General features: G+C 36.3%; 15 protein-coding genes and 1 riboswitch. Of the genes, 1 reads left to right on the top strand and 14 read right to left on the bottom strand.

Annotation, left to right across the window (positions count from 1 at the left end):
• Positions 1-9: 9 nt before the first annotated feature.
• Genes H033_RS0106790 through H033_RS0106780 form a run of 3 tightly spaced genes read right to left on the bottom strand, consistent with a single transcriptional unit; the run spans position 10 to position 2,824 of the window.
• Positions 10-858: a prephenate dehydrogenase gene (locus H033_RS0106790; RefSeq protein WP_026837623.1), complete on the bottom strand. Its 849-nt coding sequence runs from the start codon at positions 856-858 to the stop codon at positions 10-12.
• The gene (locus H033_RS0106785; protein WP_026837622.1) at positions 855-2,000 is read right to left on the bottom strand and encodes a pyridoxal phosphate-dependent aminotransferase; all 1,146 of its coding nucleotides are present in this window, start codon (positions 1,998-2,000) and stop codon (positions 855-857) included. Before H033_RS0106785 ends, H033_RS0106790 begins: the two co-directional genes overlap by 4 nt.
• Positions 2,000-2,824, bottom strand: a complete 825-nt coding sequence (locus H033_RS0106780) for a prephenate dehydratase (RefSeq protein ID WP_026837621.1) — start codon at positions 2,822-2,824, stop codon at positions 2,000-2,002. The genes H033_RS0106785 and H033_RS0106780 overlap by 1 nt, the downstream gene beginning before the upstream one ends.
• Positions 2,825-3,109: 285 nt before the next feature.
• On the opposite strand from H033_RS0106780, the gene gldA reads away from it, so the two are divergent.
• Positions 3,110-4,009, top strand: coding sequence for a gliding motility-associated ABC transporter ATP-binding subunit GldA (gene gldA / locus H033_RS0106775; RefSeq protein WP_026837620.1), 900 nt, complete (start codon positions 3,110-3,112; stop codon positions 4,007-4,009).
• Here the strand turns inward: gldA and H033_RS0106770 are convergent.
• The 11 genes from H033_RS0106770 to H033_RS0106720 all read right to left on the bottom strand — a co-directional run bounded on the left by H033_RS0106770 (position 3,996) and on the right by H033_RS0106720 (position 16,070).
• The gene (locus H033_RS0106770) at positions 3,996-4,748 is read right to left on the bottom strand and encodes a head GIN domain-containing protein (RefSeq protein ID WP_026837619.1); all 753 of its coding nucleotides are present in this window, start codon (positions 4,746-4,748) and stop codon (positions 3,996-3,998) included. The genes gldA and H033_RS0106770 overlap by 14 nt on opposite strands.
• 3 nt (positions 4,749-4,751) lie before the next feature.
• Positions 4,752-5,855: an acyloxyacyl hydrolase gene (locus H033_RS0106765; RefSeq protein ID WP_026837618.1), complete on the bottom strand. Its 1,104-nt coding sequence runs from the start codon at positions 5,853-5,855 to the stop codon at positions 4,752-4,754.
• Positions 5,856-5,879: 24 nt separating this feature from the next.
• A complete protein-coding gene (gene metF, locus H033_RS0106760) occupies positions 5,880-6,836 on the bottom strand; it encodes a methylenetetrahydrofolate reductase [NAD(P)H] (RefSeq protein WP_026837617.1) in 957 nt (318 codons plus the stop codon).
• A 7-nt stretch (positions 6,837-6,843) separates the two neighbouring features.
• Complete coding sequence (gene metH, locus H033_RS0106755) at positions 6,844-9,531, bottom strand: methionine synthase (protein WP_026837616.1); 2,688 nt, start codon at positions 9,529-9,531, stop codon at positions 6,844-6,846.
• A 2-nt stretch (positions 9,532-9,533) separates the two neighbouring features.
• A complete protein-coding gene (locus tag H033_RS0106750; protein WP_026837615.1) occupies positions 9,534-10,553 on the bottom strand; it encodes a homocysteine S-methyltransferase family protein in 1,020 nt (339 codons plus the stop codon).
• A gap of 48 nt (positions 10,554-10,601) precedes the next feature.
• Positions 10,602-10,706: riboswitch (SAM riboswitch) on the bottom strand.
• 81 nt (positions 10,707-10,787) lie between these two features.
• A complete protein-coding gene (locus tag H033_RS0106745) occupies positions 10,788-11,210 on the bottom strand; it encodes an OsmC family protein (protein WP_026837614.1) in 423 nt (140 codons plus the stop codon).
• A 67-nt stretch (positions 11,211-11,277) separates the two neighbouring features.
• Positions 11,278-12,534: a sulfate adenylyltransferase subunit 1 gene (locus tag H033_RS0106740; protein ID WP_026837613.1), complete on the bottom strand. Its 1,257-nt coding sequence runs from the start codon at positions 12,532-12,534 to the stop codon at positions 11,278-11,280.
• A gap of 14 nt (positions 12,535-12,548) precedes the next feature.
• Entirely contained in the window at positions 12,549-13,448 is a 900-nt protein-coding gene (cysD, locus tag H033_RS0106735; protein WP_026837612.1) for a sulfate adenylyltransferase subunit CysD, read from the bottom strand.
• A 10-nt stretch (positions 13,449-13,458) separates the two neighbouring features.
• Positions 13,459-14,088 (bottom strand): phosphoadenosine phosphosulfate reductase family protein, encoded by a 630-nt coding sequence (locus tag H033_RS0106730; RefSeq protein WP_026837611.1) that lies wholly within the window; start codon positions 14,086-14,088, stop codon positions 13,459-13,461.
• A 331-nt stretch (positions 14,089-14,419) separates the two neighbouring features.
• Positions 14,420-15,484, bottom strand: coding sequence for an NAD(P)/FAD-dependent oxidoreductase (locus H033_RS0106725; RefSeq protein ID WP_026837610.1), 1,065 nt, complete (start codon positions 15,482-15,484; stop codon positions 14,420-14,422).
• The gene (locus tag H033_RS0106720) at positions 15,477-16,070 is read right to left on the bottom strand and encodes a bifunctional precorrin-2 dehydrogenase/sirohydrochlorin ferrochelatase (RefSeq protein ID WP_026837609.1); all 594 of its coding nucleotides are present in this window, start codon (positions 16,068-16,070) and stop codon (positions 15,477-15,479) included. Before H033_RS0106720 ends, H033_RS0106725 begins: the two co-directional genes overlap by 8 nt.

The following is a 16,070-nucleotide window of genomic DNA, read 5'->3' as shown; positions in this document are numbered from 1 at the left end:
TTAATTCTTTTAATTGATTCCGTTTAATATAGATTTGATATGATTTGTTTTTTCCATTTCATTAAAGATCCCTTCAAAATCGTTCTTCTCCAATAAATCTTTGAACATGTTGAGATTTTGAATATATTCCTCTAAAATCTCCACAACATTTTCCTTGTTTTGCTCAAAAATAGGAGTCCACATGGCAGGAGAACTTTTGGCTAGTCTAACGGTAGAAGCAAAACCGCTGCCTGCAAGATCAAAAATATTGCGTTCGTCCTTTTCTTTTTCCAATACTGTTTTGCCAAGCATAAAAGAACTTATATGCGATAAATGTGAGACATATGCAATATGCCTGTCATGAGATTTTGGATCCATGTAACATATTCTCATTCCTAATTTTCGGAAAAGCTCTAATGCTCTTTCCTGAAGTTTGAATGCGGTTTTTTCTATTTCACATATAATATTTGTTTTATTCCTGTAGAGATCCTTTACTGCTGCTTGTGGTCCAGAAAACTCTGTTCCCGAGATTGGATGCGCTGCCAAGAAATTCCGACGATTTGGATGAGCGTTCAAAGCCTCGCACAGCTTACCTTTAGTAGAACCGGTATCTATTACCAAAGTATGGTCTTCTACGATATCCAACACCTGTTTAATAAGTGCAATACTTACATCTACCGGCACTGCCACAATTACCATATCTGAGGATTTAACATCGTTTGTTTCTTTAATCTCATCAATGATCCCCAAGGATACTGCTTGTTTAAGATGATCTGGATTATTATCTATACCAACTAACTGCACCTCAGAAAATGCATTTCTAATATCCACAGCGAAGGATCCGCCTATGAGACCTACACCTATAATATGTACTCTCATATTTTAATTCTATTAATTGCTTCCTCAATTTTCTCTTCTGGTGTACAAAGGGAGAATCTTATATAACCTTCTCCTTGATCGCCAAAAATAAACCCAGGAGTTGCAAATAGATCATAAGTATGTAATAAATGATCCACAAATAATTCCGATGTGGTATCTAAGGGCACCTTTGCCCATACAAACATCCCGGTTTGATCCTTTTCAGGTACACAGTTTAATTTTGAAGCTAATTCCAATACCAGTTTTTTACGTTTTCTATAAACAGAGTTCAATTCATTAAACCATTCTTTGGGTAATCGCAGTGCTATCGCTGCTCCTGCTTGTAAGGGGAAGAACATTCCGCTATCCATATTGGACTTCACTTTTAAAATGGAATTTAAATTATCCTCATTTCCACACACCATTCCAATTCGCCATCCCGCCATATTAAAACTTTTACTAAGCGAATTTAATTCCAGTGCTACATCCTTAGCTCCTTCTGCTTCCAAAATACTAATAGGATGATCGTTGAGAATGAAGCTGTACGGATTGTCATTTATAATAAGGATATGATACTTCTTTGCAAATGCAACGAGATCTTGAAAGACCTTTTTTGTTGCTGAAGCCCCGGTTGGCATATGAGGATAATTCACCCACATCAATTTTACTTTACTAAGATCGGTCTTCTTTAAACTCTCTAAATCGGGTAACCAATGGCCCTTTTCATACAGATCATAATACACCGGTTCTGCACCAACTAGTTTGGTAACCGAAGAATAGGTGGGGTACCCTGGATTTGGTATTAAAACCTGGTCTCCTTCATTAAGAAAAGCCATAGAAATATGTAAGATCCCTTCTTTACTCCCCATTAGAGGAAGAATTTCTTTTTCTGCATCCAGAGAAACAGCGTAGTGAGTACTATAAAATTCTTTTATTGCATTTCTAAAATCTGCCGTTCCCTTATATGGCTGGTATTGATGTGCTGCTGGATTTGCTAAGGCATTATGTAAACCTTTTATCACTTCTACAGGTGGAGGAAGATCCGGGCTTCCAATTCCCAAGTTAATAATGGGTTTCCCAGAGGTCTCTAATGCTCTTACTTCCCTCAATTTTGAAGAAAAATAGTATTCCTGCACCTCGTTCAATCGTTCTGCTTGGATCATTATAAATTATTTTTGTAGGTGCCTAAAATTTTTAAATGCTCTGTCATCACTTCTATGATTTCCATAGCCTTTTGGAATTCTGAATAATCCTCGAAGATCACATCCACGAAAAATGAATACTTCCAAGGAGTTTCAATTATTGGCATAGACTGTATTTTAGTCATATCTAAATTGTAATCCCGTATAATATTTAAAACAGATACTAGACTTCCTCTTCGGCTTTCTAATTCAAATTTTAAGGAAGCCTTATCTATCTTTATTCCGTTAGTCTCTTTTTTTATATTGCTTACAATTAAGAATCTGGTAGCGTTACTTTTTTTAGTGTGAATGGCTTCGGCAAGAATTTCTAATCCAAATAATTCGGCTGCCATTTTACTAGCTACGGCTCCAATTCCCTTGGATTGTTTTTCTGAAATTCTTCTAGCTACCTCAGCGGTATCTGTATCCTCTATCAGTTTTATATGCGGATGTTTTTTAAAGAATTCTTTACACTGAAGTAAAGCCATAGGATGCGAAGCCACCTTTTTAATGCTAGAGATATCTTGACCCGGCATTGCCATTAAATTCATACTAATAGGAATATAATGTTCACCCACTACCTTAAGGTCATGCTCATCTATAAGTGCATAATTCGGTAAAATGGACCCTACAATAGAATTCTCTATAGCCATCACGATTTCTTGAGAATCCCCGGCAACAAGGGAATGTACCAAATCATGAAACGACATACATTCTAACACCTTCACATTTGTCCCAAAATATTCCTGGGCAACCAAATGATGAAAAGAGCCTTGCACCCCTTGAATCCCTATTATTTTTTCCATTTTAAAATTTTCCAAAAAAAAAGAGGTCCTGATTTAGATTAAATCAGGACCTCTTTATATAATTTATAATTTTAATTACATGACGCTCCCGATTTTATCTCCGTAATAGAAATAAAAATAATAGAATGCAGTCCAAGTAATTATATTCTTCATTGTTCTTTTAACTATTGCTAATGTAGTATTTAATTTAATATCACCTACTCTTTTTTATATTTTTTCACGATAACGTTTTAGTGAGATCCTTTTTAAAATAAATTTATCCATACTTTTGAAAAAAGCTTTACTATGTCCATTTCTGTTAAAGAAATATCTAAATATTACGGAGAGCAAAAAGCCTTAGACAAGGTTTCCTTCCAAATCGAAAAAGGTGAAATCGTAGGATTTCTAGGGCCTAACGGCGCGGGAAAATCTACACTTATGAAGATTCTAACGGGTTATTTAAGCGCTTCTGAAGGAATAGCGAGTGTAAACAACATCTTGCTTTCAGAAGATCTAAAAGCTGTGCAACGTTCTATTGGTTATTTACCTGAACATAATCCTTTATATACCGAAATGTATGTACGGGAATATTTGGCCTTCAATGCCTCTATTTATAAATCTGATAAATCCAGAATTGAAGAAGTAATTGAAATGACGGGGCTTTTACCAGAAGCGAACAAGAAAATAGAACAACTTTCTAAGGGATATCGCCAACGAGTTGGGCTGGCTTCAGCACTTTTACATGATCCGGAAGTTCTTATTTTAGATGAACCTACAACAGGTCTGGACCCAAATCAGCTTACAGAGATCCGAAATCTGATATTAAAAGTGGGAAAAGAAAAAACTATATTTCTCTCTACACACATTATGCAGGAAGTAGAAGCCATTTGCGACCGTGTGATCATTATTGATAAAGGCGTTATTGTTGCCGATAAGAAAATGAAGGAGCTTCGAGAGGAAAAGGAGCAACTAATTCAAGTAGAATTCGATTATAGAATAGAGGAAGTTGCTTTAAATGCATTACCAAATCTAAAATCTGTCAAGAATATCGGAGGATTTAATTACGAACTCAAATTCGATACAGATAAAGACATGCGCCCGGCAGTTTTCGATTTCGCTCATGATAACGGACTAAAAACCCTTCAGCTAAATAGAAAATCTAAAAATTTAGAAACTTTGTTTTCAGAATTAACTACTCAAAAATAAGTCGACCGGTATAATATTCGTCTACCTCAACAATCGCAGGTCTGTTTTTAGCGATCACATTTCCGCTGCTACGCAATTCTCCTTTTAGAGATTGCACTGGGAATAATATCATCTTATTAGTTCCTCTATGAAAGATATCATAATTCTGCACTATTAATTCCGGAGCATCCAATCTACTATCTCCCGCAGCAAAGAACACATTGAAATTCTCCACTTTTCCTGTTAGGAAATAGTTGGACACATTATCGTTAGTGATCCTTAAATTTTCCACATCCAGATCTAAAATAAAATCCCCATCGGTATGAATCGTTAAATCATTTTCCTGGTTTACAGAACGAAGCCAAAGATTATTAAGCTTAAGAGTTCCAATAGTTTCTATAGTGCTTCCACTACTATTTTGAAGCCAAGTAAGATTTGGAATTGTTACATATACCTTGGTAATCTCATATTCGCGAACCAAATTGCAAGAGTTCTCATTCCGAATACTTAACCTATTATCTATAACTAAAACAGAAACATCCTTTCTTAGATTCTCACCGGTTTCTATCTCCACTTTTTGAACTGGCCCTTGCTGAATGAAGAGCTTTACTCTTTCGTAAACAATTATTTCATTAAAGGCATCTACTGAAACTTCATCTTGCACGATCTCTCCTGCTTTTTTGAAACATCCTGGAGCATCTTCGGCATCACAACTACTTAGTAAAAAAGTAGAAAGTATTAAAAAAACTAACTTTTTCATATTCTACAATCTATATCCTATTGAAAATTCTACTGCTTCAGCATTTGCAGCATGAGACCTTACAGTTGCTGAAGCCCACCAATGATCATTAATCTCTCTACGCAAACCCAATCTGTTATACAGTCGCTCTACATAATTATCATACGGATAATAGGCATAATAACCCACTTGTGTAACTAGGGACATTTCATTGAAGGTTAACTGATGACCTATAAAAACTCCTACCCTTTTAGCATCTTCATCTCCTTCGGTTATTCCCTGAGGAAAAGCAACGGACTGGAAATATATAAATTCCTCTAAAGCTTTAGAAAAGAACACCTCTGCTCCTGCTTGTAAAGTACTTTTCTTATTGATCACTTTATCTGCAAACCCTGTCAGTGTTAAAAATGGATATTGTTTAGAGCCTATCACTCCTGTGGTATTTATACCGCTTCTAATAACAAAATTATAATGAATAGGTTCTGTATATCTTTTCTCCTTCGAATCTTTTTCTACATATTCGGGAATATTCTCATAATCTAAATGATAATTCAATCCAAAATTAAACGTAAAGGTGTTGGTACTATTGTTAGGAGATTTGAAGTCCGCATTGGAATAGTGAATTATAGAAACACCTGCCTGTACTCCCAAACCTTTATAAATATTTTGCTTATGATAGTTCGCCATTAAATAAGTAGAACTCAATAATCGGGAACCGTAAGCATTATTAATATAGTTAGATTCTGAATTGTAAGGTTTTGTAGCATAAGCCAACCCTTGCCCTACTCTGAACATTAAATTCCTCTTGAGAAAGTAAAAATTAAAATGGGCATATAAGCCATAGTTCTCACCCAAATAAGGGTTTTTCATGTCTTGATAAGAAAATGAATAACCAAAATCTGGGTAATTATACCTGCGCTCCCAAGCTTCTAATCCATAGGTTTTCCTGTTGAAACTCAAAATCACTCCAGTGGGATGACCGGTAATTAAATGTGCTATATCAGGATTGTGTTCCATGATGGAGCCATAAAAATAATTGGCATCAAAGGCATAATACTTTTTTATCTCTTCTTGAGCATAGGAAACTGTAGAAAAAATTAAAAGCAGGGCGAGTAAACTTTTTTTCATAAGGGGCAAATCTAATCTATTATTTTAAAAAACCGAAGCTGCAATTTTATGAATATTAGTGCTTTTTCCCATAGAATAATAATGCAGCACTTCTACACCCGAACTTATAAGTTCTTTACTTTGATCGATACACCACTCTACACCAACTTCCCGAACTTCCAGATCTGTCTTGCAATTATTAACTGAACTAATTAATTCTTCTGGTAGATTTAAATGAAATCTATGCGGAATATTGGTGAGTTGCCTTTTTGTAGCAAGGGGTTTAAGTCCTGGAATTATTGGGACTGTTATTCCGCTTTTTCGGCATTTTTCTACAAACTCAAAGAATTTTGAATTATCGAAAAACATTTGGGTAACTACATATTCTGCCCCGGCAGCAACTTTTACTTTCAATTTTTCTATGTCATTATCTAAACTTGGTGCTTCCATGTGCTTTTCCGGGTATCCTGCTACACCTACGCAAAAATCTGTGGTATGGTTTTTCTCTAGAGGGTTATCCAAGTATTGCCCACGATTTATTTCCGAGATCTGATTTACGAGGTCTGAAGCGAAATTATTGCCCTTAGGCTCTGGTTTAAAATATGTTTCGCTCTTAACTGCATCACCTCTTAAGGCCATTACATTGTGGATCCCTAAAAAATCGAGATCTATTAAAAAGTTCTCGGTGTCCTCTTTTGTAAATCCTCCACAAAGGATATGTGGAACGGCATCTATGCCATATTTATTCTGGATAGCAGCACAAATCCCTACCGTCCCAGGTCGTTTTCTCACAACTTTTTTCTCTAGAAATCCGTTGGCTTGTTCTATGTACACGTATTCTTCCCTATGATAAGTAACATCTATAAACGGAGGTTTAAACTCCATTAAGGGGTCTATTCCATCAAAAATAGATTGAATGTTCTGACCTTTTAATGGAGGTAATATTTCAAAAGAAAAAAGTGTTTTACCTTTTGCGGCAGCTAAATGTTCTGTTATTTTCATCTATTTTTTATTGATCTGAAATTGAAGGATTTAACCATTTTTCTGCTTTTTCCACAGAAATATTTTTTCTTTTTGCAAAATCATGCACCTGATCTAATTTGATCTTTCCAAGGCCAAAGTATTTTGCTTCAGGATTTCCGAAGTAATAACCACTTACACTAGAAGCAGGCCACATAGCTAGACTATCTGTGAGTTTAACTCCGATATTTTCTTCCACTTTTAAGACTTCCCAAATGGTGATTTTTTCTAAATGATCTGGACAGGCTGGATATCCAGGAGCAGGACGAATTCCTTTATAACTTTCTTTTATTAAATCTTCATTAGTAAGCTCTTCGTTTGAAGCATAGCCCCAATCTTCAATCCTCACCTTTTTATGAAGATATTCTGCAAAAGCTTCAGCTAATCTATCCGATAAGGCCTTAATCATGATTGAATTATAATCATCTAGGTCGGCTTCAAATTTTGTAGCCAACTCTTGTGTTCCAAACCCGGTACTTACACAAAAACAACCCATATAATCCTGAATTCCTGACTCTTTCGGTGCAATAAAATCGGCTAGAGCAAAATTGGGTTTGCCTTCATATTTTTTGAGCTGTTGTCTTAACGTTCTAAAATCTGTTTGTTTTTCTTTATTTCCTTCGGAATAAGTTATCTCGATATCATCTACTTTAACTGAATTTGCAGGGAATAAACCAAAGACCGCTTTTGCTTTTAGTAATTTATCTCTTAGGATCTTCTTTAAAAGTTGCTGTGCTTCTTTAAACAAAATGGTGGCTTGTTCTCCAACTACCTCATCGGTTAAAATTGCAGGATATTTTCCGTGAAGTTCCCAACTTCTGAAGAACGGCGTCCAGTCTATAAAAGGAACTAACTTTTCGAGATCCAGATCTTCAATTACCTGAACTCCCAATTTATTAGGTTTTACAATTTCTGAATTCTTCCAATTTATCTTGAATTTATTTTCTCGTGCAAGGTCAATCGGAAGAAAATCTTTCACTTTACTTCGCTTTAAAAAATTGGTTCTGAATAAGTCATAATCTTCTTTAATGTTTTTGAAATATTGTGCTGAAGTTTCTTTTTTCAGAAGGTCATTCACCACATTTACTGCACGAGAAGCATCATTTACGTGGATCACTGCATTGGTATAGTGAGGATCTATTTTTACTGCGGTATGTGCTTTTGAAGTAGTTGCGCCTCCAATTAATAAGGGAACCGAAAAATCCTGTCGTTGCATCTCTTTAGCTAAAAATACCATTTCATCTAAAGACGGAGTTATAAGTCCGCTTAAGCCAATAGCATCTACATTTTCAGTCTTTGCAATCTCTATAATTTTTTCTGGAGCTACCATGACGCCAAGATCTATAATCTCGTAATTATTACAGCCCAGCACCACACCTACAATATTCTTCCCAATATCGTGAACATCTCCCTTTACTGTTGCCATTAAGATCTTACCTTTTGCTCCTTTTCCAGTGGAGCCATCTTTTGCTGCTTCTATAAAAGGAAGTAAATAGGCCACCGCTTTTTTCATAACCCTCGCCGATTTCACCACTTGAGGCAAGAACATTTTACCGCTTCCAAAGAGATCTCCTACTACATTCATCCCTGTCATTAAATAAATTTCAATCACCTCAATTGGTCTGGCCGCAATTAATCTGGCTGATTCTACATCCTCGATAATAAAGGCATCAATCCCTCTAACCAAGGCATGGGTAATTCTCTCTTGTAAGGTCTTTTCTCTCCAAGAAAGATCTATTTTATTCTCCTTAATAGTACCGGTCACGGTTTCAGCAAATATTAAAAGCCGGTCGGTGGCATCATCCCTTCTATCCAGAATAACATCTTCTACATGTTCCAAAAGATCCTTTGGAATATTATCGTAGACCTCCAGCATTGCCGGATTCACAATTCCAATATTCATCCCGGCTTTAATGGCGTGATATAAGAAAACCGAATGCATGGCTTCCCTCACCGGAATATTCCCTCTAAAGGAAAACGAAACATTGCTTACTCCACCGCTTATACTACAATGTGGTAAATTAGATTTCACCCAACGTGTTGCTTCAATAAAATCTATTGCATTTCTTCGATGTTCGTCCATCCCGGTTGCTACCGGAAATATATTAAGGTCGAAGATGATATCTTCTGGAGGAAAACCCACTTTTTGCGTAAGTATGTTGTAGGAACGCTCTGCTATTTCTATTCTGCGCTCATAGGAATCGGCTTGTCCAGACTCATCAAAAGCCATAATAATTACGGCTGCACCATATCGCTTAACTTTTTTTGCATGTTTGATGAATTCCTCTTCCCCTTCCTTTAGGCTGATAGAATTTACCACACATTTCCCTTGTACTACCTGAAGTCCCGCTTCTATGATCTCCCATTTGGAACTATCTATCATAATAGGAACTCTTGCAATATCAGGTTCTGCGACTATGAGATTAAGGAACTTTACCATTGCTGCTTTCCCATCTACCAAACCATCATCCATATTTATATCTATGATCTGGGCACCTTCATCTACTTGTTCCCTTGCAATGCTAATGGCTTCTTCATATTTTTCCTCCTTTATTAATCGGAGGAATTTTTTGGAACCTGACATGTTGGTTCGCTCTCCCACATTCACGAAATTACTTTCTGGTGTTATTATTAGTGGCTCTAAACCCGAAAGCTTTAATGCTCTAAATTCAGTCATGATTATAGGATTGTTTCAGGGTTCAATGATTTTTTAAGAGATCTTGGTTTATATTCTTTGGCAATTTCAGCTATCGCTTTAATATGCGCCGGAGTTGTACCACAACATCCGCCCAGGATATTCACCAAACCTTTTTCTAAATATTCTCGAATTTGCTCTGCCATTATCTCTGGAGTTTCATCGTATTCTCCAAAGGCATTCGGTAATCCTGCGTTTGGATAAGCAGAGATCCCAAAATCGCTTTTTCGAGCCAAAACTTCTAAATGGGGAGTAAGTTGATTTGCACCAAGCGCACAGTTAAAACCTACACTCAGCAAATTCATATGTGAAATTGAAATCAGAAAAGCTTCCGCAGTTTGCCCGGAGAGGGTTCTCCCGGAAGCATCTGTAATTGTCCCGCTTATCATTACAGGAATTTCGGAATTTAACTCCTCTTTTAATTCATCTATAGCGAATAAAGCCGCTTTTGCATTAAGCGTATCAAAAACAGTTTCAATTAAAAGAACATCTACTCCCCCATCAATCAAGGCACGAGCTTGAAGTTTGTAGGCAACTAAAAGTTGTTCAAATGAGATAGCTCTATAACCAGGATCATTTACATCTGGAGACATGCTAGCAGTTTTATTAGTTGGCCCAATTGCACCAGCTACAAATCTAGGTTTTGATGGATCTTCCAAAGTGAGCTCTACAGCAACTTTTTTAGCAATCCTTGCCGATTCATAATTTAACTCATAGACCAATTCCTCCATGCCGTAATCTGCCATAGCGATGGTGGTTCCGGAAAAAGTATTGGTCTCTACGATATCTGCTCCCGCCAGAAAATACTTTCTGTGGATATCCTCGATTGCATGAGGCTGTGTAAGCGATAAAAGATCATTATTCCCTTTTAGGGATCTTGGCCAACCGGCAAAACGAACCCCACGAAAATCTTCTTCAGAGAATTTATATTCTTGAAGCATGGTGCCCATTGCACCATCGAGGATTAATATTTTTTTGGAAAGTGTCTCTTCTAATTTTGACATATTATAAAGTATATATGTATCAAAAAAGAAGGAAGAAAAGAATTCTTTTTGTTATCTATCCACGCATGAGCGTGGTAGAACGTAGCACCTTCTCCAAAAGGAGGGTTGCCAAGGTCTCATAGGGTCTTATCCCTCCACCTTTCTTGATAACGTTTTTAAATAAAAACAAGAACTTAAGTTTTGTAAATATACGCTTAGTTTTGCGCATTTCAAAGGTTAACTTATTAATTAACCTCAGCTAATTTCTTCGCCATTTAATTTAATTCCATAGGTAATTGTTGCTGCTTTTTCTAACATTTTTGAAACTGAACAATATTTTTCCATGGATAACTGTACGGCCCTTTTAACCTTAGCTGCAGGTACATCTCCTTTCAAAATAAAGTCTAACTGAATTTTTTTGAAAACATTTGGAATAGCACCCTCTTCACGGAAACCTTCCACTTCTACCTGCAAATCTTCAAGCTCATGCTGTTGCTTCTTCAAGATCATTACAACATCTATACTACTACAACCAGCAATTCCTCTCAGAATTAGATCCATTGGGCTAGAGCCTTTTGGTTCTTCTTCAGATTTGTTATCTAAAAGCACAATATCTCCTCGTTCGTTTTTAGTTTCGAAAAGATAGTTGTTGTTCAGTCGTTTTAAATTGATCTTCATCTTATTCCAGAATTTTGTCAAATTTAATGAATCCTGAATGAATATAGGTCACGAATTGTACTGTAAATTAGATATTTAAAGAATCTATAAAACCTACTCCTGCAGTTGTATTAGTTGCTGGGTCTATTAAAATGAATCTACCATTTTCAGGATTACTCTTATAAACATCTGCATAGATATTCTTACTCAACTTTAAAGATACTTGCCCTATTTGATTTAACTGTAAATTCGAATTTACCTCACCTAACTTATAATTTCCAATCTTCATATTTTCAATTAGATCTACCTTAGTAAGGATCCTGTTGGTATTATGTTGAAATATATACTTGCCACCTGGAACTAAAGGTTTTGAATCCATCCAGCAAATTGTAGAACTTAAAGTTTTGGATGACTGTGGTAACTCTTCAGATTTCACCAAAGTATCTCCTCGGGTAATGTTTATATCATCCTCCAAAGTAATAGTTACTGAACTCCCTTGTTTAGCCGATTCATATTTCTTGTCAAAAAAGAATATCTCCTTGATCTTACTGCTGGTTAAACTAGGCAAAACAGTGACAGATTCCCCCACTTTTAGATTTCCGCCGCTTAACTTTCCTGCATAACCTCTAAAATCTCTATGCTCCTCTGTTTTGGGTCTAATTACTGTTTGAATTGGAAATCTGGCTTGAGTACTATTCTGAAAATCTTCAACCTTAATATTTTCCAGATGATCTAGTACAGTATCCCCTTTATACCACTCCATATTCGTAGAAGCTTTAGCTATATTTTCACCCCATAAGGCACTCACAGGGATAAAAGTTACTTTTTGATCTTGAAATTCACTTTCCCCTTGGATCTTTTTAAAATCTAATACTATCTCGTTAAAGACATCTTCAGAATAATTTACCAGATCCATTTTATTCACGGCCACTACAACTTCTTTTAATCTCAAAAGATTATTGATAAAAAAGTGACGCTGAGTTTGCTCAATCACCCCTTTTCTAGCATCGATCAAAATAATTGAAACCTGTGAAGTAGAAGCTCCTGTCACCATATTTCTAGTGTATTCCACATGACCGGGAGTATCCGCAATTATATAGCTTTTCTTTTTGGTCGAGAAATAGATATGTGCAACATCTATCGTAATTCCTTGCTCCCGTTCTGCCACTAAACCATCTGTGGCCAAAGAAAAATCAAGATAATCCAGACCTTTCTTTCGGCTACTTTTCTCAATAGCTTCTAACTTATCTGTAGTTAGGGATTTGGTATCGTACAATAGTCTTCCAATTAATGTACTCTTACCATCATCTACACTTCCTGCAGTTGCTATTTTTAAAACTTCCATATTGTTTTTATTATTTAAAAGTAACCTTGTTGTTTTCTAGTTTCCATGGCCGCTTCAGATCGTTTGTCATCTATTCTGGCACCACGTTCAGAAATAGGGGAATTGGTGATTTCATGGACAATTTCTTCAATAGTTCTGGCATGAGATTCTACTGCAGCAGTACAGGTAACATCTCCCACCGTTCTAAACCTCACATTTCTGGTTTCTATCTCTTCTGAATCGTCTTTAAAAACATGTTCTGAAGCAGTCCAGATTAGCCCGTCCCTTTCAAATATCTCACGTTCATGTGAGAAATAGATCGATGGAATTTCAATTTTTTCCTGATCAATATACTTCCAAACATCCAATTCTGTCCAGTTAGAAATAGGAAAAACACGAACATTCTGTCCTATTTCTATCCGTCCATTAAGCATATCGAATACTTCTGGCCGTTGGTTTTTTTCATCCCACTCTCCAAAGTCGTTTCTCACAGAAAATATGCGCTCCTTGGCTCTGGCTTTTTCCTCATCTCTTCGTGCACCACCAATACAGGCATCAAACTTAAATTCCTCGATCGCCTCTAAAAGAGTGTTTGTCTGCAAACTATTTCTACTGGAATATTTCCCGGTTTCTTCAATAGATTTCCCTTTATCTATATCATCTTGCACATTTCTTACAATGAGCTGAAGTCCCATTTCTTCAACAAGCTTATCTCTAAACTCGATGGTTTCTGGGAAGTTATGCCCCGTATCTATATGCAATAAAGGGAACGGGATCTTAGATGGATAAAAGGCCTTTTCGGCCAGCCTTACCAGAGTAATAGAATCTTTACCTCCAGAAAAAAGCAACACAGGATTTTCAAACTGAGTTACCACTTCTCTAAAAATATAGATAGCTTCACTTTCTAGTGGATTTTGATTTAAAATGCTGTTCATTTTCTTCTATTTATGAATGTAATCCGCACTCTCTATTAGAAAGCACTTTTGTAGGATCGAAATAATTAAATTCATTCGGCAATTGATGTTCTTCTAGGTAGGTACCCAATTCCCCATCACTCCAATAATAAAATGGGCTCACTTTTAAAATACCGTCTTTGCTATAACTCAGAATATCAATACTGTCTCTAAAAGCGGTCTGCCCTTTTCTCAAATTGGTAAACCAAACATCCGGTTTTAACTCTCCCATCGCTCTCAAAAATGGTTCTAATTTTACCTGTTTTGTGAATTCCTGATGGCTGTTATCCTCCACCTCAGGAATTCCCCCAAATAACACATCTCGATGGGCGGCAGTTTTTAGTGGTGTATACAATTGCACGTTCAATTGAAGTTGAGCGATCAACTCTTCTGCATGCCTGTAAGTTTGCGGAGTATTGTATCCGGTATCACACCAAACGATCTTGATCTCTGGAGCAACAGCTACACTAGCTTGTAAAATAGCCGCCTCGTAGGGTCTAAAGTTGGTAGTAACTACCGGTCTTTCTGCATCTAGAATTGCCCAGCTTATTATTTCTGAAGGTGTTACTCCTTTTAATCTTTTATTAATGACTAGTATTTCTTCTTCTGAATATTGTTTCATAATTATTCTTTTCTAAAGTTGATGTTATTCCAACTGTGTTCATATCCAAAATAGAGGATCATTTTTAATAATTATTCTTTTAACCTATAGGATTAATAGGTTGACAAAAATAGAATTCCTTTTAGAACTGGGCAATTAAAGTTCCTCGATGCAAGCATACGAGGTAATTAGTAGAAGAAAGGTTTCTCGATGAAAACCTTAGGTTTTCAAACTTTCCTCTTCGTACGATGCAAGCATCGGGGAATTAAACCTTAAGAGATTAAAGAATCTTAAATTAAGATTTGTTGCCTTATTCAAAATGAAATATAAGGCAGACTTAATTTTAAGCAATTTACACTCCTATGCTTTGCACCACTTCTCTCTTAGCTTCTTTTTTAGTGCCATCAAATCCTTCAACACCTCCCACTGTAGTATATTTCAACACATACTTCTTACCGGGATTTATTCTTTGGTAGGCACTTTGGCACATAATTGCCGCTTCATGAAATCCTGAAAGAATCAGCTTTAATTTTCCTTTATAGGTATTTACATCTCCAATGGCGTAAATCCCAGAAATGTTGGTTTGATAATCGTATGAGTTATCCACCTTAATAGCATTCTTCTCGATCTCCAACCCCCAATTTGCCATAGGCCCTAATTTTGGTGAAAGTCCAAATAAAGGAATAAAAGCGTCTACATCTTTGAATTCTTCACCTCTAGCTTCGTCTCTGTGTCGAATCACTACTTTTTCAAGTTGATCTTCCCCAGTAAGACCAACAATTTCAGCATTAGTTATTAGATTGATTTTTCCAAGAGCTGCCAATTCTGATACTTTTTCCACAGAATCTAAAGCCCCTCTAAAATCATTTCTTCGATGCACCAGTGAAACCTCAGATGCCACGTCGGCAAGAAATATCACCCAGTCTAAAGCAGAGTCGCCTCCTCCGGCAATGATCACTTTTTTATCTCGGTAAACCTCCGGATCCTTGATAAAATAATTGACCCCTTTATCCTCATAATCCGCAATATTGGCAATTGGTGGCTTTCTTGGTTCAAAAGAACCCAAACCACCTGCTATTACCACCACCGGAGCATGATGCTTAGTGCCTTTGTTAGTAGTTACAATAAAGGTGTCATCCTCCAATTTCTTAATGGTCTCAGCACGTTCACCCAAAGTAAAACCAGGTTCAAAAGGTTTGATTTGTTCCATTAAATTTTTAACTAGATCTCCAGCCAGAATCTCCGGAAAAGCCGGAATATCATAGATCGGTTTTTTAGGATAGATCTCGGAGCATTGCCCACCAGGCTGAGGTAGCGCGTCTATCAAATGAGTCTTCAACTTTAGCAATCCTGCTTCAAAAACAGTAAAAAGACCTGTGGGCCCTGCGCCTATTATTAAAATATCTGTTTTAATCATTCTTCAATTTCTTTTCAATTAATGTTTCTGTTATCTTATTCATTTGAGCTACTTTACTTTCAAAATCTCCTTTGATATTTTTTCTGAATTCATTTAAATTCTCAACCATCAAATTAATATCATCGGGTATAACCTCTTCAAATAACTGACGTAATCTTTTCGCAGTTGTAGGAGATTTTCCGTTCGTAGAAATAGCGATTTTAACGTGTCCTTTATTTACAATACCTCCCATATAAAAATCACATAATTCTGGGGTGTCTGCTATATTTGCCAGTAGAAACCTCTTTCGAGCCTGTAGGTATATCTTTTTGTTCAACTTAGGGCTATCGGTAGTAGCAATTACCAGATGTCTTCCTTTTAAATATTTGCGTTTGTAGCTTCTCTTAGTGAGTTTTATTTGATGTTTTTCTGCTAATGCTATTGTCTCCGGCTTAAAGTATTTTGCCAACATTTCCACATTTGCCCTCGGACTTGATTTCAACAGAAAATGCAATTTTTCAAGACCCACATTACCACCTCCTACTATTAGAATATTAAGTTGATTCACTTTCAGAAAAATTGGATATAGTTCATTTCTTTCTTCCAT

The sequence above is a fragment of the Gillisia sp. JM1 genome, from assembly GCF_000424645.1.
GTDB lineage: Bacteria > Bacteroidota > Bacteroidia > Flavobacteriales > Flavobacteriaceae > Gillisia.
The sequence above is the reverse complement of the archived record's forward strand: the minus strand, read 5'-3'. Positions and strand labels throughout refer to the sequence as shown.